General features: G+C 42.7%; 18 protein-coding genes and 1 pseudogene. 12 read left to right on the top strand and 7 right to left on the bottom strand.

Going from position 1 to position 23,404, the window contains the following annotated elements; genetic code table 11:
- Nucleotides 1-74 precede the first annotated feature (74 nt).
- Complete coding sequence (locus tag H6G74_RS09775; RefSeq protein WP_190967479.1) at nucleotides 75-3,206, bottom strand: efflux RND transporter permease subunit; 3,132 nt, start codon at nucleotides 3,204-3,206, stop codon at nucleotides 75-77.
- A 5-nt stretch (nucleotides 3,207-3,211) separates the two neighbouring features.
- Complete coding sequence (locus tag H6G74_RS09770) at nucleotides 3,212-4,777, bottom strand: efflux RND transporter periplasmic adaptor subunit (RefSeq protein WP_190967478.1); 1,566 nt, start codon at nucleotides 4,775-4,777, stop codon at nucleotides 3,212-3,214.
- A gap of 626 nt (nucleotides 4,778-5,403) precedes the next feature.
- On the opposite strand from H6G74_RS09770, the gene H6G74_RS09765 reads away from it, so the two are divergent.
- Both H6G74_RS09765 and H6G74_RS09760 read left to right on the top strand, forming a co-directional pair.
- A complete protein-coding gene (locus tag H6G74_RS09765; protein ID WP_190967477.1) occupies nucleotides 5,404-6,375 on the top strand; it encodes a sodium-dependent bicarbonate transport family permease in 972 nt (323 codons plus the stop codon).
- 4 nt (nucleotides 6,376-6,379) lie between these two features.
- Nucleotides 6,380-6,688, top strand: a complete 309-nt coding sequence (locus H6G74_RS09760; protein ID WP_190967476.1) for a P-II family nitrogen regulator — start codon at nucleotides 6,380-6,382, stop codon at nucleotides 6,686-6,688.
- Between the two features lie 186 nt (nucleotides 6,689-6,874).
- On the opposite strand, the gene H6G74_RS09755 is transcribed toward H6G74_RS09760, so the two are convergent.
- The 3 genes from H6G74_RS09755 to H6G74_RS09745 all read right to left on the bottom strand — a co-directional run bounded on the left by H6G74_RS09755 (nucleotide 6,875) and on the right by H6G74_RS09745 (nucleotide 11,517).
- Nucleotides 6,875-8,005 carry a CO2 hydration protein gene (locus H6G74_RS09755; protein ID WP_190967475.1) on the bottom strand — a complete coding sequence of 377 codons (1,131 nt, stop codon included), beginning with the start codon at nucleotides 8,003-8,005 and terminating at the stop codon, nucleotides 6,875-6,877.
- Nucleotides 8,006-8,094: 89 nt separating this feature from the next.
- The gene (locus H6G74_RS09750) at nucleotides 8,095-9,588 is read right to left on the bottom strand and encodes an NADH-quinone oxidoreductase subunit M (RefSeq protein WP_190967474.1); all 1,494 of its coding nucleotides are present in this window, start codon (nucleotides 9,586-9,588) and stop codon (nucleotides 8,095-8,097) included.
- Nucleotides 9,589-9,660: 72 nt separating this feature from the next.
- The gene (locus tag H6G74_RS09745) at nucleotides 9,661-11,517 is read right to left on the bottom strand and encodes an NAD(P)H-quinone oxidoreductase subunit F (protein ID WP_190967473.1); all 1,857 of its coding nucleotides are present in this window, start codon (nucleotides 11,515-11,517) and stop codon (nucleotides 9,661-9,663) included.
- Between the two features lie 655 nt (nucleotides 11,518-12,172).
- On the opposite strand from H6G74_RS09745, the gene H6G74_RS09740 reads away from it, so the two are divergent.
- The 9 genes from H6G74_RS09740 (at nucleotide 12,173) to H6G74_RS09700 (ending at nucleotide 21,077) form a co-directional block, all read left to right on the top strand.
- On the top strand, nucleotides 12,173-12,481 hold the full coding sequence (locus H6G74_RS09740) for a carbon dioxide-concentrating mechanism protein CcmK (protein WP_010995042.1): 309 nt from the start codon (nucleotides 12,173-12,175) through the stop codon (nucleotides 12,479-12,481).
- Between the two features lie 88 nt (nucleotides 12,482-12,569).
- A complete protein-coding gene (locus tag H6G74_RS09735; protein WP_015111750.1) occupies nucleotides 12,570-12,917 on the top strand; it encodes a carbon dioxide-concentrating mechanism protein CcmK in 348 nt (115 codons plus the stop codon).
- A 6-nt stretch (nucleotides 12,918-12,923) separates the two neighbouring features.
- The gene (locus H6G74_RS09730) at nucleotides 12,924-13,226 is read left to right on the top strand and encodes a EutN/CcmL family microcompartment protein (protein ID WP_062293088.1); all 303 of its coding nucleotides are present in this window, start codon (nucleotides 12,924-12,926) and stop codon (nucleotides 13,224-13,226) included.
- A gap of 108 nt (nucleotides 13,227-13,334) precedes the next feature.
- Nucleotides 13,335-15,005: a ribulose bisphosphate carboxylase small subunit gene (locus H6G74_RS09725; RefSeq protein ID WP_190967472.1), complete on the top strand. Its 1,671-nt coding sequence runs from the start codon at nucleotides 13,335-13,337 to the stop codon at nucleotides 15,003-15,005.
- Nucleotides 15,006-15,242: 237 nt separating this feature from the next.
- The gene (locus tag H6G74_RS09720) at nucleotides 15,243-15,989 is read left to right on the top strand and encodes a transferase (RefSeq protein ID WP_190967471.1); all 747 of its coding nucleotides are present in this window, start codon (nucleotides 15,243-15,245) and stop codon (nucleotides 15,987-15,989) included.
- 139 nt (nucleotides 15,990-16,128) lie between these two features.
- Nucleotides 16,129-16,926, top strand: a complete 798-nt coding sequence (locus tag H6G74_RS09715; protein WP_190967470.1) for a BMC domain-containing protein — start codon at nucleotides 16,129-16,131, stop codon at nucleotides 16,924-16,926.
- A 273-nt stretch (nucleotides 16,927-17,199) separates the two neighbouring features.
- Nucleotides 17,200-18,129, top strand: a complete 930-nt coding sequence (locus H6G74_RS09710) for a LysR family transcriptional regulator (protein ID WP_190590487.1) — start codon at nucleotides 17,200-17,202, stop codon at nucleotides 18,127-18,129.
- A gap of 203 nt (nucleotides 18,130-18,332) precedes the next feature.
- Nucleotides 18,333-19,955, top strand: a complete 1,623-nt coding sequence (locus H6G74_RS09705) for a mucoidy inhibitor MuiA family protein (protein ID WP_190967469.1) — start codon at nucleotides 18,333-18,335, stop codon at nucleotides 19,953-19,955.
- 138 nt (nucleotides 19,956-20,093) lie between these two features.
- The gene (locus tag H6G74_RS09700) at nucleotides 20,094-21,077 is read left to right on the top strand and encodes a GntR family transcriptional regulator (RefSeq protein ID WP_190967468.1); all 984 of its coding nucleotides are present in this window, start codon (nucleotides 20,094-20,096) and stop codon (nucleotides 21,075-21,077) included.
- A 76-nt stretch (nucleotides 21,078-21,153) separates the two neighbouring features.
- Here the strand turns inward: H6G74_RS09700 and H6G74_RS09695 are convergent.
- Together H6G74_RS09695 and H6G74_RS09690 are read right to left on the bottom strand one after the other, a co-directional pair.
- Nucleotides 21,154-21,845, bottom strand: a pseudogene (locus H6G74_RS09695) (IS1 family transposase).
- A gap of 140 nt (nucleotides 21,846-21,985) precedes the next feature.
- Complete coding sequence (locus tag H6G74_RS09690; protein ID WP_190967466.1) at nucleotides 21,986-22,846, bottom strand: DUF4351 domain-containing protein; 861 nt, start codon at nucleotides 22,844-22,846, stop codon at nucleotides 21,986-21,988.
- 435 nt (nucleotides 22,847-23,281) lie between these two features.
- On the opposite strand from H6G74_RS09690, the gene H6G74_RS09685 reads away from it, so the two are divergent.
- Nucleotides 23,282-23,404, top strand: a 123-nt coding sequence (locus H6G74_RS09685; protein ID WP_190967465.1) for a transposase, incomplete at its 3' end; no start/stop codon positions are given.

The raw sequence follows: 23,404 nt of genomic DNA, 5'->3' as shown, positions 1-23,404 counted from the left end.
GGCATCAGGACTTAGGCACAAAGATTGTCTGTTAAGAATGGGTGTAAGGGTTTTGAACACCTACACCCTTAGATTTAGATTGTTTCTTCGTGACGTGGTTTAATCAATCGTTCTGTCAGTGACTTAATCACAATGTACAAAATAGGAACAACAAACAAACTTAAGAATGTCGCAATTAGCATTCCACCAAATACGGCTGTTCCTAAAGATTGACGGCTACCTGCACCTGCACCAGTGGCTACAGCTAAGGGAAAAATCCCCAAAAGTGTGGAAAAAGCTGTCATCAAAATTGGACGCAACCGTTCTTGAGAAGCTTCTATAACGGCTTTGGTAATTGATAGCCCTTGTTCTCGCAATTGATTGGCAAATTCTACAATCAAAATTGCATTTTTACTTGCCAAACCAATCAACATGACTAAACCAATTTGACAATATACATCGTTAGGAAAACCCCGCATTGATTGGGCTAACAGTGCGCCAAAAATTGCTAAAGGCACTGACAGCATAATAATTAAAGGGTCGATGTAATTTTCATATTGAGCAGCTAGTACTAAGAAGACAAAAGTCAGACCTAAGCCAAAAATCAAGGGTGCTAAACCACCAGAGGCGAGTTCTTCTAAAGATGTACCTGACCACTCGTAGCCATAACCAGGGGGTAAAACTTGTTGTGCTACCTGTTCCATTTTCTGGATAGCATCTCCAGAACTAAAGCCTGGTGCGGCGGCACCGTTGATTTCAATGGAGCGGAATAGATTATAGTGGTTGATGGTTTGCGCTCCTGTAGTGGGAGTAATTTTCACCAAATTACTCAAAGGAATCATTTCATTTCTGCGAGAACGGACGTAGAGTTTACCGATATCTTGGGGGTTAGAACGAAACTGTTCATCAGCTTGGACATATACCCGATAGTTGCGCTGCTGGAGGTTGAAGTCGTTGACATATTGCGACCCCAAGGCAGTTTGTAGGGTAGTAAAGATATCATCTACGTTAACTTGCAGGGAGTTGGCTTTGTTTCGGTCTACTTCTACAAGTAGCTGGGGTGTATTGGCGGCAAAGGTGGTGAATACACGTTGCAGTCCGGGTGTTTGATTGGCACGACCAAGCAATTGACCCATTGATTGCACTAGATTATCTAAGCCGCCGTTACCTCTGCGGTCTTGGAGTTGAAAGGTAAAACCACCAAAGTTACCTAAGCCTTGAATGGCTGGAGGGTTGACAGCAAAGACTCTGGCTTCAGGAATAGCAAAAAACTTGCCTTGTAGTTTACCGATGAGGGCTTGGACGGTTTGATCTGGTCGTTCACGCTCACTCCAAGGTTTGAGGGTGGTAAAGATAATACCACTATTGGCGGTACTTCCACTGAAACCAAAACCGCCAACGGCAAAAGTTCCCACGACTTCTGGGAGTTGTAGAATTTCCTGTTCAACTTTGGACATGACATCGCTGGTGTATTGCAGCGATACTCCTTGCGGCCCTTGAAGAATTGTGATGAAGTAACCTTGGTCTTCGTCGGGGAGGAAAGCTGTCGGGACGCTAGTATATAACCAAGCAGTCATCCCTAAAGAAACGATAAATAGCCCGATAATCACACTTTTAATGCGTGTGAGAAAACCAAGCGATCGCTGATATCCTAGTCTTACCCACTCCAAGAATCTGTTAATCTGGTCAAAAATCCAGCCCAGCCAACCTGGCGGTTTTTGCCCTTGGCGCAGTAATAAAGCACACAATGAAGGTGTGAGAGTCAAAGCCAAAAAAGTGGAAATGGCAATGGAGAAGGCGATAGTTAAGGCAAATTGCCGATACAATGCCCCTGTGGTTCCCGGAAAAAATGCCACTGGAACAAACACCGCCATCAACACCAAGGAAGTCGCAATTACAGCACCAAATAATTCCGCCATCGATTCACTCGCAGCGCGGCGGGGATTAATGCCTTTATCTTGAATAAATCGGCTAATTTGCTCCACTACCACGATCGCATCATCTACCACCATCCCTGATGCAAGTGTCAAACCAAACAAGGTCAAACTATTAATCGAAAAGTTAAATACTTTAACAAAAGCAAACGTCCCCACTAAAGCTAAGGGAATCGTCAGTGCCGGAATTAGTGTAGTTCGCCAATCTTGCAAAAACAAGAAAATTACAATCACAACCAACACTACAGCTTCAATGAGAGTTTTCACAACTTCGGCTAAGGACTCTTCCACAAACAAGGTTGTGTCAAAAGCTACCTGATATTTCATCCCTGGTGGAAAACTGGGAGCCAGTTCCGCCATTGCGGCTTTCACACCCTTGGCAACATCTAAGGCATTACTTCCCGGAACTTGATAGATACCCAAGCCGACAGCATCCTTAGCGCGGTATCGCAGAAATGTGTTGTAATTTTCTGCCCCTAATTCTGCCCGACCAACATCTCTGAGTTTAACTAAAGTTCCATCATCTTCAGTTTTAATCACGATTTCTTCAAATTCTGCGGGTTCTGTAAGTCGGCTGGCTGCACGCACATCAATTTGATACTGTTGTCCCTGGGGTGCAGGTTCTTGACCAATTCTGCCTGCACCAACTTGCAAGTTTTGTTGTGCTAATGCTGTGGTGACATCTTCTGTCGTTAATCCGCGAGTCGCTAACCGATTGGGATCTAACCACAAACGCATAGCATAGCGGCGTTCACCAAAAATCCGTACATCACCCACACCTTTAACTCTTTTCAGCGCATCGGCTATGTAAAGGTCAGCATAATTACTCAAAAAAGTGTTGTCATACTCTTTATTATCGGTATACAAACCAAGCCCTAAGAGAATATTGCTTGATTGCTGGCTGACTCTAACTCCTGTACGCTGCACAACATCTGGTAATTGTGCCTCAGCAATAGAAACCCGATTCTGGACATCAACAGCAGCTAAGTCTTTATTTCGGGAAGCATCAAAGGTAATTGTAATATTGCTGGTTCCATCGTTACTGCTGCTGGAGGTCATATATCTCAGACCTTCAACACCATTAATTTGTCTTTCTAAAATATTAGTGATGCCACTTTCGACAACTTCAGCACTGGCTCCACTGTAGTTGGCTGTAACGTTAACTTGTGTGGGACTAATATCGGGAAATCGCGCAATGGGTAGTGTGGGAATACTAATTAATCCCACCAGCAGGATAATGATCGCACAGACTGTAGCAAAGACTGGTCGCTTGATGAAAAAATCAACAAACATAGGTATTAGGGAGTAGGAATGATGGGTGCGCCGTTGGTTAAGTTGAGGATGCCAGAAACTACAATTTTGTCTCCGGCTTTGAGTCCTTCTAGCACTTGGTAATTACTGCCTTCAATGGCTCCTAACTTGACTGGTTTTTGCAAAGCTACTAAAGCTGGCGCTCCGGGTTTAGGATTTTCTGGTGCTTGAGCCACAAATACAAATGCTTCTCCACCAAGGCGGGATACTGCTGTTACAGGCACTAAAATTCCGGGACGTTCATCCCAAATGATTTTTGTTTGGACTAACTGACGATTCAATAGTTGTCTACCACCATTTCTAAAGGTGGCTTTGGCTAAAACTGTTTGCGAAGTAGAGTTGGCGTTGGGTGAAATAAAACTAATGTTACCTGTAGCGGTGGCTTGCCCTTGAGCATCGAGCATCTGCACAGGTAAACCAACACGCACTCGCTGGGATTGGGTGAGGGGGACAGAGATATTTAATTCTAAGGAGTCATTTCTGGTAAGGGTGGTGAGGCTATCGGCTTTGCTGACAAATTCGCCGACTCTTACGGGGATATCGCCTAACAGTCCAGTAAAGGGAGCGCGGACGTTGGTGTATTGCAATTGTACTTCGGCGGCTTTGACTTGAGCAGCAGCTTGGGTAACTTGCGATCGCGCTTGGGCAATTTCTTCTTGACGGGGGCCGTTTTCTAATTGTCTTAAGTTTTGTCTTTGCTGCTCAACGGCTGCTTGTAACTCATTAATGTTAGAAGTTCTACCTTTGCTGAGTTGCTCTAGGCGTTTTTCGGCTACTACTAAGGCGGCGGCGGCGCTACGTTGTTCTCTCAGATAGCCTTCCATCTGATCCTCAGAAATCGCGCCTTGTTTTTGTAAGTTTTCGTAGCGTTCGGCACGGGATTTGGCTAATGCTAAGTCAGATTTAGCAGCTTCTATTTGGGCTTCGGCTTGAGCCATTTCTTCAGGACTGGAGCCTGTTTGAGCATCTCGTAAACGCGCCTGGGCTTGTGATAGCTGCGCTCTGGCTTGGGCAATTTCTTCTGAGCGTGTGCCTGCTTTGAGTTCTGCCAGACGTGCTTGGGCTTGTTCAAGGGAGGCTTTGGCTTGGAGTAACTGCGCTTGGGCATCATCACTTTGCAGGCGAATCACTACTTGTCCTTGAGAAACGCGATCGCCTTCTTGAAATAAAATCTGGGTGATGCGTCCGTCAATTTCTGGCTTGAGTGTAACTGAGCGTGGTGCATCTAAAGTCCCAACTAATTCTGACGTTTCCTGAATCGTTGCATTCTCCACCGTGGCTAATTTCACAGGAACTCCCATCGCTTGAGCCGCCGCAGCCCCAGCCGGTGCATTACTCCCTTGACTAGTTTGCCACCAGCGCCAACCAACACCAACACCTGCAATTAATAGCACCACACCTAAAATTACAGCCCAAGGTCGCTTTTTATTAGCTATGGAGATCAGTTTTGGTTCCGATGGAGAATCTGTTGGTTGAGCCTGATGAGAGTCCGTAGTAACAGGCTGTTCTATTTCAAGCGGAAACTGTGAATCAGGTAACTCAGATTGGGACATAGCTTTTCATGCAAGTACTTGCTTGCATTATATCTGGAGGAGACCAAAATGTGTATAAACTAAGTCAGGCAACGGCGATCGCGGCAATATCAGCTTTCGTAGTTTTAACCCCTAAATTTGGCAGTGTAATAATAAGTTTTGATTATTTATAATTTCAGTAAAAACCTTATTTATAGGTATTTATCGGTAAAATTGAGATAAATAAAAACTATTCTTGCCTTAAGAGTCTCATCGAGACTACCTTAAACAACTCAAGTAATCAACACCAGCATAAAAGTACGCTAATTCCCAAAATCCCGCGTCCTTCTGACGATAGAAATGTGTGTCAGCAAAACAGGCAAGAAAAAATGCTGAGTTCTGAGTGTTGAGTATTGAGTGATGAGTAAAAAATTGAATCTTATTGACTAGTACAGGTCGGATGAAATCAACAGACCATAAGAAATTGCTAAAAGGCTTGTGGTATAGTTATTCTTCCTTTTGACTTTTGCCTTTTGACTTTTGCCTTGTTGTACTAACCTCTAACCCCTAACCTTGCTGAATATATTCCAAAGAATTTTCGATGTGTACGATATTACCCTAAACTGATTGATGAGTATTCAGCTAATTTTTGGAGGTATGGTGGAATTATGGATGTCAGCTTGATTGTATCCAACATCTTGAATCCACCTGTGTTAGCGTTTTTTTTAGGTATTTTGGCGGTATTAGTTAAAACAGATTTAGAAATTCCCGCACCAATACCGAAATTATTATCTTTGTATTTGTTATTTGCCATTGGCTTTAAAGGTGGAGTGGAACTGGTTAAAAGTGGAATTACTCAATCAGTAATACTGACGCTTTTAGCCGCGATGTTAATGGCTTGTGTTGTTCCTGTTTACACATTTTTCATTCTGAGAATTAAACTTGATACTTATAATTCAGCTGCGATCGCAGCTACTTATGGTTCAATTAGTGCTGTAACTTTTATTACTGCCAGTTCTTTTTTAACGCAACTGGGAATGAGTTTTGATGGGTTTATGGTTGCAGCCTTGGCATTAATGGAATCACCAGCGATCGTTGTAGGGTTAATATTAGTTAAGGTTTTTACAGTTGATGAAAACGAACGGGAATTTAACTGGTCAGAAGTATTACAAGAAGCTTTTCTGAATAGTTCAGTATTTTTGTTAGTTGGTAGCTTGTTCATGGGTGTTCTTACCGGAGAACATGGTTGGCAAACCTTAAAACCCTTTACCCAAGATATGTTTTATGGCGTGCTGACGTTCTTTTTATTGGATATGGGACTGTTAGCTGCTAGAAGAATAAAAGATTTGCAAAAAACTGGGTTTTTCCTGATTTTGTTTGCGATACTAGTACCAATTTTCAATGCTGGCATATCTTTATTAATTGCGAAAGCGATCGGAATGTCCCAAGGAGATAGCTTGTTATTCTCTGTGCTGTGTGCCAGTGCATCCTACATTGCTGTACCAGCAGCTATGCGCCTCACCGTCCCAGAAGCGAATCCTAGTTTGTATGTTTCGACGGCGTTAGCTGTGACTTTTCCTTTTAATATCATTGTCGGCATACCGCTCTATTTATACGGCATTAATCTATTTTGGAGGTAAGATTATGCAGCCTGTAAAACGCATAGAAATCTTTGCCAATTATGTTGAACTCGGTAAAATTTTAGAATCTTTAGAGAAGGCAGGCGTAAGGGGACATTCAGTTATCAAAGATGTAGCCGGCAAAGGTACAAGAGGTACAATCACCAATGATTTAGCCATGACAATGCTAGACAATGTTTATATCATTGCCTTTTTTCCACCAGAAAAATTGTCTTTGGTAGAGTCAAATGTCCGACAAACTCTAAATAAGTTTGGCGGAGTTTGTTTTATTTCTGACGCAATTGAAATTGAGACTACTAGATGTGTGGGGTGAGTGAAAGAGGCTAGTACAAAAAGGCAAAAGTAAAAAGGCAAAAGGCAAAAGTAAAGAATAACAATACCACAAGCATTTGATCAATTTCTTATGGTCTGTTTATTTACGCCGTATTGTACTAGGGGCTAGAGGCTAGTCAATAATTATGATTTTTTACTCAGCACTCAGCACTCAGCACTCAGCACTTTAACTATTAACATCACTTAATCGTGAGGTTGTAAATCTATCCATCCACTTTTCTAGGTAAATTCGATTGGCATTTTGTTCAGATGGTTCTTGTGTGTCCGCAGGGTAAGGCATCAATCCTAAAATTGCGGCGGTAGTGACGCAAAACATGGACTTTTGGAAACTAATACAGATTTGGACTCGTAAATCATCTTCCCCACGCGGACGACGACGATAAACAGCGTGCAAGTATTCTGGTAAATAATGGCGCATATCCTGCATCAGCAAGGTAGGCGGAATACCAGCACCACCAATCGGTAAAGGATCAGCGTACAATGCACCATACTGGAATCTTCCTTGATCTGGGGGAATTTGATAAGCTTGGGCATTGTAAGAAACTGTGCCGTGAAATGGAGTTCCCCGGAAGAAAACGGCCTCAACATAAGGTACTGCTGTATCAGCTAAGAATGTTAAACCAACACTTTTAGGGATAATGTCGTAGACTTTATCTTGAATTTTGACGGAATATGTAATTGGCTTGAGGGCATCGGCAACTAAACCTGCTTTAATGTGGTCTACAACTTGGGCAATTGATGTGATTTCGCCGTTGTCATAGCGGTCAGATAAGGTGAGAAAAATATCAGCCATGACGCGCCAAAATTGACCTAAGCCACTGTAGTAAGCCGAAACTCGCAATTGTTCAGTTAAAAAGTCAGGGAATAATTGGTTTAATCCTAAAACAAAGGGATTATTTTTAAATTTAGCGGTGATTACTGCTTTGGCACGTTCTTGAAATTCTTTATTATCTAAATAAGCATCTAAGCCACCGCCACCATGCCACATCATGGCTTTCATACAATATTCGGCATATTCGTAATTTATGCGATCGTGCCACCAGTGACGCAGTAATTTTGCCCAAGAAAATTCGTCATTAAAGTATTTAAAAAAGGGGAAAAATACTAAAAATTGATGGTCAGCAATGTAGATAAGATTGTTAGAGTAGGCATCTAAAACCACACCATAACTTTTGAGGATGCCAACTACTTCTAATACATTTTCCTTGCTGTCAGGTAATAATGCCCCACCTGTCTGTAATCTTTCTACATACTCAGCTAAAGGATGAGATCCGGGTTTATTTTTAATAGTTACCATTGCCAGTTCTCCAAATTGGGAATGAGTCAATAAGAAGGTAAAAGTAAAAAGGCAAAAGTAAAAAAATTTACTTTTTGCTTTTTTACTTTTTACTTCAATTTTTCTACCGAGACTGTTGCCACCACTTGATCTACATTCATCATGGCGGTAATTGTGGGTTCACTCCAGCGAGATAACCAAGCAGGTTGAATACCAAAAATCACAATGATTATGGCTAACACGACAGATGGCAGGCGATCGCTCCAATAAACTCGTGGTAAATTAACTACTTGTGCAGACAAGCGCCCAAAAAAGGCTCGATTCATCAGAATTAAGAAGTAAACCGCCGTTAAACCAGTCCCCAGCATTGATAGTAGAGTTTGCACTGGGAAAATAGTAAAACTGCCCCGGAAAATCACAAATTCTGAAATAAATCCGACCATTCCTGGTATACCTGCGCTGGCCATCACTCCCAAAACCATCAAACTACCAATCACCGGCATTCCCCGTTCAGGATTTAAGAGTCCGCGAATCACGTCTAAATCACGGCTACCTGCTTTTTTGTATATTACGCCAACCAACAAAAACAGCAGGGCAGAAATCAAACCGTGGCTAATCATTTGCATCACAGCACCCAAAACACTCAGAGGTGTGGAAGCAGCAGCAGCCAACAATACATAACCCATGTGTCCAATTGAACTATAGGCTACCATTTTTTTCATGTCAGTTTGGGCGATCGCGCAAGATGCACCATAAAGCACACTCACTACTGCCCAAGTTGCTAACCAAGGTGCGACATAACTCCAAGCATCGGGTAACAAGTTCATCCCAAACCGCAGTAAGCCGTAAGTCCCCAACTTCAACAGCACCCCAGCTAACAATACAGAAATGGGTGTGGAAGCTTCAACGTGGGCATCAGGCAACCAAGTGTGGAAGGGAACCAAAGGTATCTTAATCCCAAAGCCGACCAAAATCCCTACCAGCAATAAGATTTGTGTGGCTAGTGGTAAAGATGCTGCATTCAAGTTAGCTAACGCAAAATTTGAACCACCACTCAGCCAAACCATCCCCAGGAAACTTGCCAAAATCAAAATCCCAGATATGGCTGTGTAAATCAAAAACTTTGTCGCGGCGTAACCTCTTTTCGCACCACCCCAAATGGCAATTAAGAGGTAAAGGGGAATCAGTTCCAATTCATAAAACAGGAAGAACAATAGTAAATCCTGCGCCAGAAAAGCGCCTGTTACCCCTGTGCTTAACAGTAATATAAGTGAGTAATACAGTCGGGGACGTTGCTGGGAAATATCGCTGCTAGAGATAGCAATACAAGTCAACAGTCCATTTAAAACCAGTAGGGGCAAAGATAAACCATCAATTCCAAGGTTGTAACTTAACCCGATGGCATCTACCCAAGGAATAAACTCACTAAATTGTTGACTAATTTCTCCTGGGTTGAATTGAATGGCGAGAAAAACTGACCACAAAAAGGTAGTAGCAGCACAGACAAACGCCATAACACGGGCAAGTTTGCCATCCAGAACAGCAGGCCAAAAACCAATGATGATTGAGCCTAACAATGGCAGCACAATTAATGCACTCAGCATAGTTTAGAGAGAATTAGGGAATGGGGAGTAGGGAATAGGGAGTAGGTATTGTTTACTCAGCACTCAGCACTTTTAAAAATGCAAGTTATTCAGCAGTCCTAATGACCAACTGATGAAGAAACCCAAAATGCTTATCACTACGAGGATGGTGAACATATAGCCTTGAGATTGCCCAGAAATGCTGTACCTTAAACTTTGCCCACCAAAAATGGTGAAAATACCCACCAAGTTAACAAAGCCATCGACGATATAGCGATCGCTCCAAGCAGATATCTTAGACAGTAATGCTACTGCTCCTACTACTGTCAATCGATAGATCCGGTCTATGTAGAAATCGTAACCTAATAAATCTTGTAAGAATCGCCATACCAAAATTCTGGATCTTGACCAAGCTTTATGCAGGTACATTGTTGAGCCAACACCTACTCCGACTACAGTCGAAACCAGCAAGGTTACTACTACGTACCAATTGATACTTTCTCTACTGGGCAGTAAGTACCATTGCTGAAGCATCAGGGGTACTAGCAGGGTCAGTATGGTCAGCGTCACCATTGGCACTGCCATCTGCCAGCCGACTTCCGGTGTACGGCGAGTTTTTTGCTGTGGTTGACCCCAAAAGATTAAGCGGAAGACTCGCGTTAAGTTTAAGGCTGTGAAACCATTCACAATGACTAAAATGGCTATTACCCAAGGGCTAATAGCCACCAAACCATCAGCCCATGACAACATTGCCCAAAAGCTGCCCAGTGGTAGTAATGTAATCATGCCAGCCGCACCGACAACAAAGGCGGTAGTGGTAGCTGGCATCCGTGACCATAAACCGCCCATCTCAGTTAAATCTTGGGTGTTAGTGGTATAAATTACCGAACCCGAACTCATAAATAATAATGCTTTGGCGATCGCATGGGTCAACAGCAACATTAAGGCTACGCCTCCTTGCTGCATACCTACCGCCAAAAACACCAGTCCCATGTATGCGCTAGTAGAGTGGGAGAGCGATCGTTTAATATCAATTTGAGCCAAGGACACCAAAGTTGCCCCTACTGCCGTCACTGAACCCATGACTATCAGCGCATTTAACGCCACTGGTGATAAAGCCAAAATTGGTTGCAGTTTGTAGAGTATATAAGCACCACCAGCAACCACCAGCGAATTTCGCATCACCGAGGCTGGGTTTGGCCCTTCCATCGCTTCATCTAACCACAAATGCAAAGGAAACTGAGCGCATTTACCTGCTGGCCCCGCAATTAATCCTAAACCTAGTAATGTGGCGGCCAATGGGCTTAATTCTGCGGTTTGCGCCCACTCATACAAATCCGAAAAATTCAAACTGCCAGCCCAACTCGAAAGCGTCACCACCGACATCAGCAACAACAAGTCGCCCACTCGCTTAGTTAAGAAAGCATCCCGCGCTGCTGTCACCACCAAAGGTTGTGCGTACCAAAAACCCACCAGCAGATATGTAGATAGGGTTAGGACTTCTAGCAAAGCATAACTGAGAAATAAAGAGTCACTGACAGCTAAACCACTTAATGCTGCTTCAAAAAATCCCAGTAGCCCAAAAAAGCGTGCTGTAGACCAATCTTTTTCTAGATAGCCCAAGGCGTAAATTTGTGCCAACAAACTTAAGCCAGTGATTAAAACAGTCGCCCCAATACTCACAGGCGATAGTTCTAATGCAAAGGATAAGTTTAAATCCGCCGCTTGAAACCAACTAACCAGTAAATTCTCTGGTTCTCTGTCCCAAACATCTTTAAAGACAAACAAGCTATGGGCAAAACCCAAAACAGTAGTCAACAAGTTGATATAAGCTGCTGGTCTAGGGCCTGTCCTTCTAATGATTCCCATCGCCCAGGGCAAAGTTAAAAGTGCGCCTATCAAGCTATACAAAGGCACACACCAACTTGTTGAAAATAGAAACTGATTCATTTAATTTGCTTACCTTTACAACTCTGCCTGAATTTTTTTACCTTTTGAAAAATCACCTTTGACTTAGTTTTTTGGATGAAAATCTATGTTAAATTTGGTTTCTAAAAAATGTGTAATAATTTTTAGGATTGCAAAATTACCGCCTAAACTTCAGCTAAGATAATTGATTTACATATTCAAATTCTCCACCTTTCATTTGAACTATACTCATTTGTAAATTTCTATTTCTGATATTTAGCAGAGATATTTATTAGATATATTTAAAAAAGTTATATGCTTTTTAGATATTCCTATTTACGTACCACAAAACGGAGGAAAGATAGAAACTGTAAAAGATACAGTAGTTTTACCTTCCTCACCAGAGACGATTAGTCTTGGCTATGAACAGCGATTTGGATATGTAATAAAAAAATTATAAAGCATAAGCGCCTGCTCTTGGAATCAGTGGACTTAAACAGAGCAGAAACACCGTATGACAAAGAATTAAGTTTTTTAAAACTTTTTTATTATAAACTATTATACTAATTTATATTGCCAGGGGAGCCAAGCTTTCCTATGCTTATTTTTGGAAGTGTCTTTTAGCTCAAGATGAGCTTCCCCGTCACAATTTTCAAACCACAGTACTGATTGGATTAAATTTTTAGGAGTTTCTGCGATGCCAATTGCAGTTGGAATGATTGAGACAAAGGGTTTTCCAGCAGTAGTAGAAGCTGCTGATGCGATGGTGAAAGCCGCCCGTGTAACTTTGGTAGGGTATGAAAAAATTGGTAGCGCCCGTGTCACCGTCATTGTTCGGGGTGATGTTTCGGAAGTGCAAGCCTCAGTTGCAGCTGGAATTGAAGCAGCCAGAAGAGTGAATGGTGGTGAAGTGGTTTCCACTCACATCATTGCCCGTCCCCACGAAAACTTGGAATATGTTTTGCCGATTCGTTACACAGAAGCAGTGGAACAGTTTCGCACTTAACAGCCGATAATACAAAATGACTAACGGGGTTGCTTGCTTGAGCTGGGCTTTTGTTTGTTTGAGAAAATCTAAATAGGAATTAAAACTAATGTCAATTGCAGTGGGAATGGTAGAAACCCTTGGCTTTCCAGCAGTAGTAGAAGCTGCTGACGCGATGGTGAAAGCTGCTCGTGTAACCTTAGTAGGTTACGAAAAAATCGGTAGTGGTCGGGTAACAGTAATTGTTCGGGGTGATGTTTCCGAAGTCCAAGCTTCTGTAGCAGCAGGCGTGGAATCAGTGAAGCGAGTTAATGGCGGACAAGTGCTATCGACACACATCATTGCGCGTCCCCATGAAAACTTGGAATACGTCCTGCCAATTCGTTATACAGAAGACGTAGAGCAATTCCGGGAAAATGTGAACGCAATTCGACCTTTCGGCGGTAGAAGACCATAACATATAATGCAAATTGCCAAAGTACGTGGCACAGTAGTTAGCACTCAAAAAGATCCAAGTCTTCGCGGTGTCAAACTACTGATGTTGCAATTAGTGGATGAAGAAGGAAATACCTTACCAAAGTACGAGGTAGCAGCAGATACCGTAGGCGCAGGAGTAGATGAGTGGGTGCTAGTCAGCCGTGGCAGCGCCGCTCGTCAAATTCTTGGCAACGAACAACGCCCTTTGGATGCAGCAGTGGTGGCGATAATTGATACTATTCATGTTCAAGATCGCCTGATTTACAGTAAAAAAGACCAATATAGATAGTCATTAGTCATTAGTCATTAGTCATTGGTTTGAGACAAAGAACAAAGGACAAAGGACAAGTGACCAAAGACTAACAGACAAAAAGCTTAATTCAGGAGGAATCTCGCAATGGCAGTCAGCAGCACGGCGGCACCCCCAACCCCGTGGTCACGAAGTTTAGCTGAGCCAGAAATCCACAAAACCTCATTTGTCCATTCCTTCTCCAACGTGATTGGAGATGTACGGATAGGTGCAAATGTAATCGTCGCTCCAGGGACTTCGATTAGGGCGGATGAAGGTACACCTTTTTACATCGGTGAAAATACCAATATCCAAGATGGTGTAGTGATTCATGGGTTGGAGCAAGGCCGAGTCATCGGCGATGATGGCAATGAATACTCGGTGTGGATTGGCAAGAATGCTTCCATTACCCACATGGCTTTGATTCATGGCCCAGCGTATGTAGGGGATAGCTGCTTTATTGGCTTTCGCTCCACAGTATTTAACGCCAGAGTGGGCGCAGGTTGCATCGTGATGATGCACGCTTTAATACAAGATGTAGAAATTCCCCCAGGTAAATATGTACCGTCGGGAGCGATAATCACCAGCCAGCAGCAAGCTGACCGTCTGCCAGATGTGCAGGATCAAGACCAGCAGTTTGCCCATCATGTCGTGGGAATTAATCAGGCGCTGCGGGCTGGTTATCTTTGTGCTGCTGATAACAAATGTATTGCACCCATCCGGGATGAATTAGCTAAATCTTATACAAGTAGTAATGGTTTAACTGTTTTAGAGTTGGAAAGGAGTAGTGAAGTGGCGAGCAATAGCTTGGGTGCAGAAACAGTCGATCAAGTACGCTATCTACTGGAGCAAGGTTACAAAATTGGTACAGAACATGTAGACCAAAGACGGTTCCGTACAGGTTGTTGGACTAGCTGTCAGCCAATTGAAACCAGATCATTGAGTCAAGCCTTATCAGCCTTAGAAGGCTGTTTGGCAGACCATAGTGGTGAGTACGTGCGTTTATTTGGGATTGACCCCAAAGGTAAGCGTCGGGTGTTAGAAACAATTATTCAACGCCCAGATGGTTCAGTCCAACCAACTACCAGCTTTAAAGCTCCCGCAAGTACAGGTAGTGCTGGCTACAACGGCAATGGTCATAGCAGCAGTGCTGGAATTGGTTCCATCAGTGCAGAAACTGTAGACCAAATCCGCAAACTCTTGGCTGGTGGTTACAAAATTGGTACAGAACACGTAGATGAGCGTCGTTTTCGGACTGGTTCTTGGGCTAGTTGTAAGCCAATAGAAGCTACTTCAACCGACCAAGTTGTAGCGGCTCTAGAAGAATGTATTGAAAGCCATCAAGGTGAATATGTCCGCCTGATTGGTATTGACCCGAAAGCTAAACGCCGGATATTAGAAAGTATTATTCAAAGACCGAATGGCTCAGTTGCGCCCTCTAATGGCCAAAAATCTTACGCTGCTACCAGCAGTTATAGCTCGGCTACTGCAACAGCCACAGCGCCTGTCAGCAGCAACCGCTTGAGTGCAGAAGTTGTAGACCAGTTGCGGCAATTGCTGGCTGGTGGTTACAAAATTAGTGCCGAACACGTAGACCAAAGGCGTTTTCGGACTGGTTCTTGGTCTAGCTGTGGGCAAATTGAGGCTAGATCAGAAAGAGATGCGATCGCAGCTTTAGAAGCATACCTGTCTGAATATGAAGGTGAATACCTGCGCTTGATTGGCATTGACCCCAAAGCTAAACGTCGTGTGTTAGAAACAATTATTCAACGTCCGTAGTAGTGCTGAGTTGAAAGTGCTGAGTCACCGAAGTTCAGATCGGCGGAAGCCGCCGCTCCGACTTCTCGCTGAGTTAAAGGCAAGTCAGTTTAGTAAACTACTCATCTGATTTCTAAACTGAAGATGTTGTATGTATACTCAGCACTTAGAACTCAGCAACGCCAGTTGCTACAACGGAGGGAACCTCCGCAACGCACTGGCTCCTCAGCACTTCTATCTTCCGAGGTTTAATTTTCCATGTCTGTGCCGCCACTGCGCCTCCACAATAACTTTGACCCTTATATTAGTGGCGAGGTGATCATTCATCCCAGTGCAGTGTTAGCACCTGGTGTCATACTCCAAGCGGCTACCAACGGCAAAATCATGATTGGCCCTGGTGTTTGTATTGGTATGGGGTCAATTCTTCAAGTCAATGAAGGAACCCTGGAAATAGAAGCAGGGGCTAACCTGGGAGCCGGTTTTTTGATGGTGGGAGCAGGCAAAATTGGTACCAATGCTTGTATTGGTGCAGCCACAACAGTTTTTAACTGTTCTGTTGCACCAGGAACAGTCATACCACCAAGCTCAGTGTTAGGAGATACTAGTCGTCAGACTAGTCTTGCCGAAGCACCAGCACCACCCATCAGTGATGCTGCTGTTCCTGATACTCAACAACAACTACTAGCAGGCAATAATTTAGGAGAAACTGAGGCAAAACCGATTTCTATCTCCTCTACTAATCTTTCCGCTTCTGCTTTCTTGGAGTTAACGCACCAGTCGATTTCGATTCCTCAACCTTCGCCCACACCCTCTGCCCAACCACCTCCGAACCAGAATGATGAAACTGCTGCTAGTTCATCAGAAGTGAGCGCGGAAAATTCTGAATCTTCTGATATTTTTGGCACTCAAATTTATGGGCAAGGAAGTATTCACAGGCTATTAACAACATTGTTTCCCCATAGGCAATCCTTGAACAATCCTAAGTCTGACGAACCGCCTGAATAAGTGTTAATTGTAAGTTGTCCCCTAAAGTTATGAAGTATGGATTATGAAGGATGAAAAAGACCGCTTTCATCTTTTATTCTTGATTCTTCAGCCTTTCGCTTACCTTTAGCATAGACTGTGAGTATCCTGGAGAATTCACATGGACACATATAATCAACAGTCCCTTAGTACTGTTCGGGCAGCATCACGTCGACGAGATAGAGATAACCTCAAGGACACTGCCTTGGGTATGGTATCTACCCTCAGCTTTCCAGCCATAGTTGGCACGGCTGATATGATGTTAAAATCTGCTGGGGTTCACCTAGTGGGATATGAAAAAATTGGCAGTGGTCACTGTACAGCAATTGTACGGGGTGGTATTGCTGATGTCCGCCTAGCAGTAGAATCAGGTGTGCAGACGGCTGAACAGTTTGGTCAGTTGGTTTCTAGTTTGGTAATTCCTCGCCCGTTTCCCAATCTAGATGTAGTACTGCCCATTACAAATAGATTAAGTAAATACATGGAGGAAGGTAGTTACAGCCGTCTGAGTAATTTAGCGATTGGATTGGTGGAAACACGGGGTTTTCCGGCGATGGTAGGAGCTTGCGATGCTATGCTCAAATCGGCTGATGTGCAGTTGGCAGCGTATGAAAAAATCGGTGCGGGTTTGTGTACAGCCATTATTCGTGGTTCTGTGGCTAATGTCGCGGTGGCAGTGGAAGCTGGAATGTATGAAGCAGAACGGATTGGGGAATTGAACGCAGTGATGGTGATTCCGAGGCCTTTGGATGAGTTGGAACAAACTTTACCTGTGGCAAGTTGTTGGATAGAAGAACGACAACCCATTAAGATGCCAGTGAATATTAAGGAGCAAGTAGCTGAGTTAGAGGTACTTCAGTTGCCAGATTTAGCCAAGTTGCCCGCAAAAGTTACTGAAGAATTATGGAAGGATGAATGATGAATTGTGAATCATGAGTGATGAATCGTGGGAAAATTCTCCTCAGCATTCAGTATTCAGCATTCATCTTGGCTGGAAGGCATCTTACGCTTCGCTTGTTGTTTTGATCATAACTTTTACGGACTATAAATCAAATATCTTTCTTTTAATAGCGAAAATAGATTTTTCTCTATACTAAAACTCATAACTTTGTATGAGCGACACTGCTTGATTGGCAGGTGTTTAGTGATACTAGTTTTATATCTATAGATCGCTATTAGAGGAGAATCACCCTTGAACCAAGCGACGCTACACCAGTTGAAGGTATTTGAAGCGGCGGCTCGGCATGGTAGCTTTACTCGTGCTGCGGAAGAATTATTTCTGACTCAACCCACAGTCTCTATGCAAATTAAGCAATTGACAAAATCTGTAGGGTTGCCCTTGTTTGAGCAGGTGGGGAAACGTTTGTATTTGACAGAGGCTGGTAGAGAACTGTTTGCCACTTGCCGACAAATTTTTGAGACTATTGCTCAGTTTGAGATGAAAGTGGCGGATTTGAAAGGGCTAAAGCAAGGGCAATTGCGTTTAGCAGTCATTACCACAGCCAAGTATTTTATTCCGCGTTTGTTGGGGCCATTTTGTCAGCGTTACCCAGGAATTGATATTTCGCTGCAAGTCACAAATCACGAAAAAATTATTGATCGGATGATGAATAATTTGGATGATTTGTACATTATGAGTCAGGTTCCAGAACATTTGGATGTGAATTGTGAGCCGTTTTTAGACAATCCTTTGGTAGTTTTTGCACCAGTAAATCATCGTCTAGCAAAAGAGAAGAATATTCCAATTCACGAGTTAAACGATGAGCCTTTTATTATGCGTGAACCCGGTTCAGGAACTCGCCGCGCTGTGCAGGCGTTGTTAGAAGAACATGGGGTAAAGGTAAATGTCAAGCTGGAATTAGGGAGTAATGAAGCAATTAAACAAGCGATCGCAGGTGGTTTAGGTATTTCTGTTTTATCCCGTCATACTTTACTCTCAGATGCTTCGGAGTTTAGTATTTTGGATGTGCAGCACTTCCCGATTAAACGAGCTTGGTATATGGTTTATCCGGCAGGGAAACAGTTATCAATTGTGGCTCGGACTTATTATGAGTATTTGCTGGATGCTGCTAAAACATTTGTTGAACAAACTGAACTCCCTATTTACAGCACTGTTGATTGAGGTTTGATATAGCAGAAGGCAGTGGTTCGACTTCGCTCACCAAGCAGGCAGGAGGTAAAATTGTTACTCTTTCTTGGCATTCGTACTTTTTAATTCTCCTAACCCATACTTCCACTGCTATATCTTCCACTTGCTTGACGGAAAGTACCTGAACCATTAAAAAATTAACCAGCAGAGTCATTTGATATGGGGGAAAGCTGGCAGTGACAAACCTGGAAACTCCTTCTTTGAAAAAAACAGTCCCAACCCAGGTAGTAGCAGTGACGGTTTACAGTAATCAAGCCCTAGTTACACGCCGAGGCGTAGTTGCTTTGGTAGGGGTAGAAAGGGAATTGGTGATTAATTCACTGCCAGTCACTCTCGAAACTGATTCTGTGCGAGTGAGTGGTACAGGTACTGTAGGAGTTAGCTTGTTGGGAGTAAGTAGCGATCGCATCTACACTACAGAACCAGTAGGCGAACGAGTAGCACATTTAACCCGCCAAATTCAACAAATAGAAGCGGAAAAACGCAATCTCCAGGCGCAAATTGATGCCTTAGCTTTGCAGGCACAATTTATTGAGGGTTTGCGGGAAAAAACCGCAGAACCATTTGCTCAAAGTTTGTCCCGCAAAAATCTCAGTCTCAGCGAAACCTTAGATTTTTTGAATTTTTTGGGCAGCCAGTATAGTGAATATGCGATCGCATCTGGTGATTGTCACAGTCAACAGCAGGAACTAGATAAGCAACTGCAAGCACTCCGCGCCACATTACACAACATTCAAACACCCCATCCCAAAGAAAGTTTTAACTTGGTGGTTGATATTGAAGTTGCTGGCGCTGGCGAATTTGAACTAGAAGTGTCCTACATTGTCAATCGTGCTGGCTGGACTCCACTTTATGACTTACGAGTTGATAGTGCGAGTCAATCAGTAAATTTAAGCTATCTGGCAGAAGTCACCCAAAATACTGGCGAAGATTGGCAAGATGTGGCACTCACCCTCTCCACCGCAAAACCAGGATTAGGCACTCTACCACCAAAACTAGAACCTTGGTACATTGACACCCTCCGTTCACGCTCATTGCAACGAGTCTTACCCCGGCCATCATTACCTACCATAGCGGCTGCGCCTGCGGCGGCTGAAGCTATGTTTTCCCCAGAAGAAGAAGATTTAGAGGAGGATGCTTTCATAACCGCAGAAAATGTCAAAGCGACAGTTGCTAAAGAAGGCAGCGTCGTGACTTTTAAACTCAATGGTGGTGGCAAAATTCCTAGTGACGGTGCGCCCCATAAAACGACAATTTTTAATGATGATTATCCTTGTGTTTTTCATTATGTCGCCATGCCGCGTTTAGTCAGCTTTGCTTATTTACAAGCTAATGTCAAAAACAGTGCTGATGGCGCAACTTTATTACCAGGAAAAGCCAATATTTTTCGAGATAGTATTTTTGTTGGTAAAACTCAATTAGAAAATATTGCGCCAGGACAAGAATTTAGCTTGAACTTAGGCATTGATGAAAATTTAAAAATTGAACGTAACTTAGTTGAGAGACAAGTAGATAAAAGAATCATTGTCAATCAACGCCGCACTACTTACGCTTATCGGTTATTAATTACTAACTTACTCAATCAAGAAACTAATTTAAAAATTACCGAACAATTACCTGTGAGTCGCAACGAGCAAATTAAAATTCGCCTCACTCGCATTCAACCACAAATTCCCCTGGGAGAGATGGGAATTTTAGAATGGGAATTAACCGTTTTACCTCAAGAGCGACGAGAGATATATTATCAATTTACCCTGGAACACCCACCGGAAGTAACCGTGGTTGGTTTAGATATGTAGAAATTGCTCCAATCCAGATGAGATGGCTTTATACTTGACCTGTATCGGATCTTACCTCTTAAGTGTTACAAATAAAAAATACTACAAGTAGCATAAGTAGCTAATTGCTAAGTGTTACTTGATTCAGGAGTTTTGGTGATGATTCAATTCCGTATTCAGCCAGACAGTGAAATTCCCGCCTCTACCCAGTTATTTAATCAAATCCGGTTTGCGATCGCATCTCGCCAATATCCACCTGCTTACAAATTGCCCAGCACAAGGGCATTAGCTATGCAAACTGGGTTACACCGCAACACTATTAGTAAAGTTTATCGACAGCTAGAAGACGAAGGCTTAGTAGAAAGTCTGGCAGGTTCAGGAATTTATGTCCGCGCTCAAGGACACGAGGGCGGTAGTAGATTACAATCACCCATTCTCCAACAACACCCCGAAGCATACAAAGTCGTACAGCAAGCCCTTGACCAACTCCTTGCCCAAGGCTGTTCTCTCAGTCAAGCCCGTGAGCTATTTTTGGCAGAAATGGATTGGCGTTTGCGTTGTAGCGCCCAGGTACTGGTTGCAGTCCCTTCTCAAGATATCGGCGCTGGGGAATTGATGGTATATGAATTAGAGCAGTCACTCAAAATTCCCATTCAACTCATCAGAATGGAAGAATTAGCAGCAGTGTTGGATAAAACTAACTCTGCTACAGTCGTTACCAGTCGCTATTTTATTGGTGAGGTTGAACAAATTGCCGCACCAAAAGCTGTGCGAGTCATTCCTTTAGATATCTATGACTACAGTAAAGAACTGAATCTAGTTAAAAATTTGCCCAAAGATAATTGTATCGGTATCGTCAGCCTGAGTACTGGTATTGCCCGTGCGGCTGAAGTTATTCTGCACGGTTTACGCGGTGATGAACTACTAGTGATGACTGCACAACCAAAAGATGCTTATAAACTTCAGGCAATTGTCAAGCGGGCTGAAGTTATTATTAGCGATGTCGCCAGTTTTCGGGCAGTACAATTAGCAGTACAAGCGGCGGCTGAAGATATTATTCGACCACCAAAATTAATGAAGGTAGAGAATTATATTGGGTTAAATTCAATTAACTTACTAAAACGCGAGTTAGGTTTGAGTTAATCAGCAACACCGATACAATACCTCAGACCAATTAGTTGATGAAGAATTAAAAGGCGTTGCATAAATGCGGGATGAATCAAATAAATACAGGTATTTCTCTATACTTCAAATAATGAAGTAACAATCGAATTGAAGATTTGAGCATATTTACTGATTTGGAATAACATAATGTTTTTCGATGCAGTCGTGCTAGATAATGACGTAAACGTGTATTCTCGCCTTCTATTCTTGTCATATAAGTTTTGCTGACGATATGGTCTCCTGGCTCGATAAAACCGGGGTAAACTTTCCATCCATCTGTGACGTAAAAATAGCACTGCCAACAGCAAACAATATCCCACAAAGGTTTAAACGTTTCGGCGCTATGGTCTCCCAATACCCAAGCCAAAATTCCTTGACGGAAGTGATTCACTGCTGTCCACAACCAAATTTTGTTTTTTTTGATCCTACGAAAGTTTCTAACTCGTCCAGTTCTCCAACGGATGGTATCTCCTCAATTGGTGGTGCATCTGGCAATTGTTCGCCAATTTGTTTGAGCCAATAAATAATCGTTGTATGATGAACCCCCTTGTCTCGCTCAATTACTCGGAATCCCATCCCATTCACGTATGATCTTAAACACTCTTGTTTGATCTCATCTGAGTACCCTTTTGGTGGGCTATAGACATCGATAAATTGACGACCACAACTGACACAAATGTGATTTTGCTTACCTCTGCGTTTACCATTTTTTCTAATGTCAGTAGACTTACAGTATGGACAATGCACAGTAGAACACCTCAATTCATCCCTATATTATGCAACGCCGAATTAAAATAGTAACTATTTGGAGGTGTGGCGATGGCTTCACCATTTCCAGGGATGAACTTGTATTTAGAGAATCCGCTAAATACCGCATCCAAGCAACTCTAGCGATTCAATAACCAGAATTCTAAATCTGTCAACTGTCTAAAATCAAGCAAAGCTTCACCCAACGCCTCTAACTCATTGACAGAGAGTTCATCGAATTGCGATCGCATTGTTTGTGGTAAATCCCCTATTTGACGAGTTAATAGTCGCAGGATGAGCGATCGCGCCTCTTCCAGTCTACCTTCCTGACGACCTTCTTGAAGTCCTTCCTGACGACCTTCCTGAAGTCCTTCTTGAAGGATCTCTTGATAAATCAAAGATTCGCGCATCATACCCTCCCGAAACATTTGCTGAATCAAATTCTTCTCAAATTTTAACCCAGCTAAGATTTGAACATAGCCCGATACCTCTCGTCGCTGTTCTGGCTCAAGTTGAGTAACTCTTTGAGCAACTTTTTGTAATAAAGCTTCCGGTTTTGTTGTAGCTGCTAGTGGTGCTAAAGGTAACAAAGCTATATTCTTAAGTAATTCTGTTGGGTCTTGCTGCCACATCTTAATTACCTGATACTCATGGCGTGTAGACTCTAACTCAAAGCATGTTTCAATTATCGTTCCTGCTGCTGGTGGTAAAAGCAACACTACTACTTGTGTAATTGGTAATCGATACAAACGATATAGTCTCACCCAATAATCCAGCATTCGCAGTGGTAATGGTGGCTCCGATTCTATTTTTGTTTGAAATTCCAAATGGAGAATTCGCCCTTGTAAACGCATAAATGTTACATAGTCTGCTCGAATTGGCTCTATACTCAATTCTGTTTTTAATACTTCTGCGGAAGTTTGTTCGCCACCCATTACCCAAGTAGCGAAGCTGTCTGGATATTTTTCTGATAGTAGTTTACATAAGTTATCGTAGGACATTCCGAGCAAGCCTTGGTAATTCAAAAAACACTATATCACTTGCCAGAAAGCCAACAATCAGTTCTATTAAGCAAGTTAACGTTTGTACTGAGAAAAGCGATAATATATAAGCATTGGCTCTCCAATAAATCATGTATAAATAATAGTAATAATAGTCGGATATATCTCATTCATATTCGAGAAAATGTGAATAAAAATTACAGATAACTTCAACAAGCGATCGCCCATAGTTTACCATCTCCAATCACCAAGTGATCGCTCTTTTCCATAACCCCGATTTTTTCAAAAAATCAAGGTTATAATTTTTTCTACTGACTCGGAATTCTTATATAATCAGAATATAAAATTAGGGTGTGTCATCAATTAGATAAACTGGAATCAAAACTGTTGAAGAAAACATAAATAACAGAAAAAGGATGACATGCCGATACGCTCTTGCGTGATAACCAGTGGGAGAGAATCAAAAACCTGTTGCCAGGGAGAGAGGGCTATGTGGGAGTCACAGCTAAAGATAATCGATTGTTTGTAGAAGCAGTGTTGTATCGTTACAGAGCAGGT

It is taken from the genome of Nostoc spongiaeforme FACHB-130, from assembly GCF_014698475.1.
Lineage (GTDB): Bacteria > Cyanobacteriota > Cyanobacteriia > Cyanobacteriales > Nostocaceae > Nostoc_B > Nostoc_B spongiaeforme.
The sequence above is the reverse complement of the archived record's forward strand: the minus strand, read 5'-3'. Positions and strand labels throughout refer to the sequence as shown.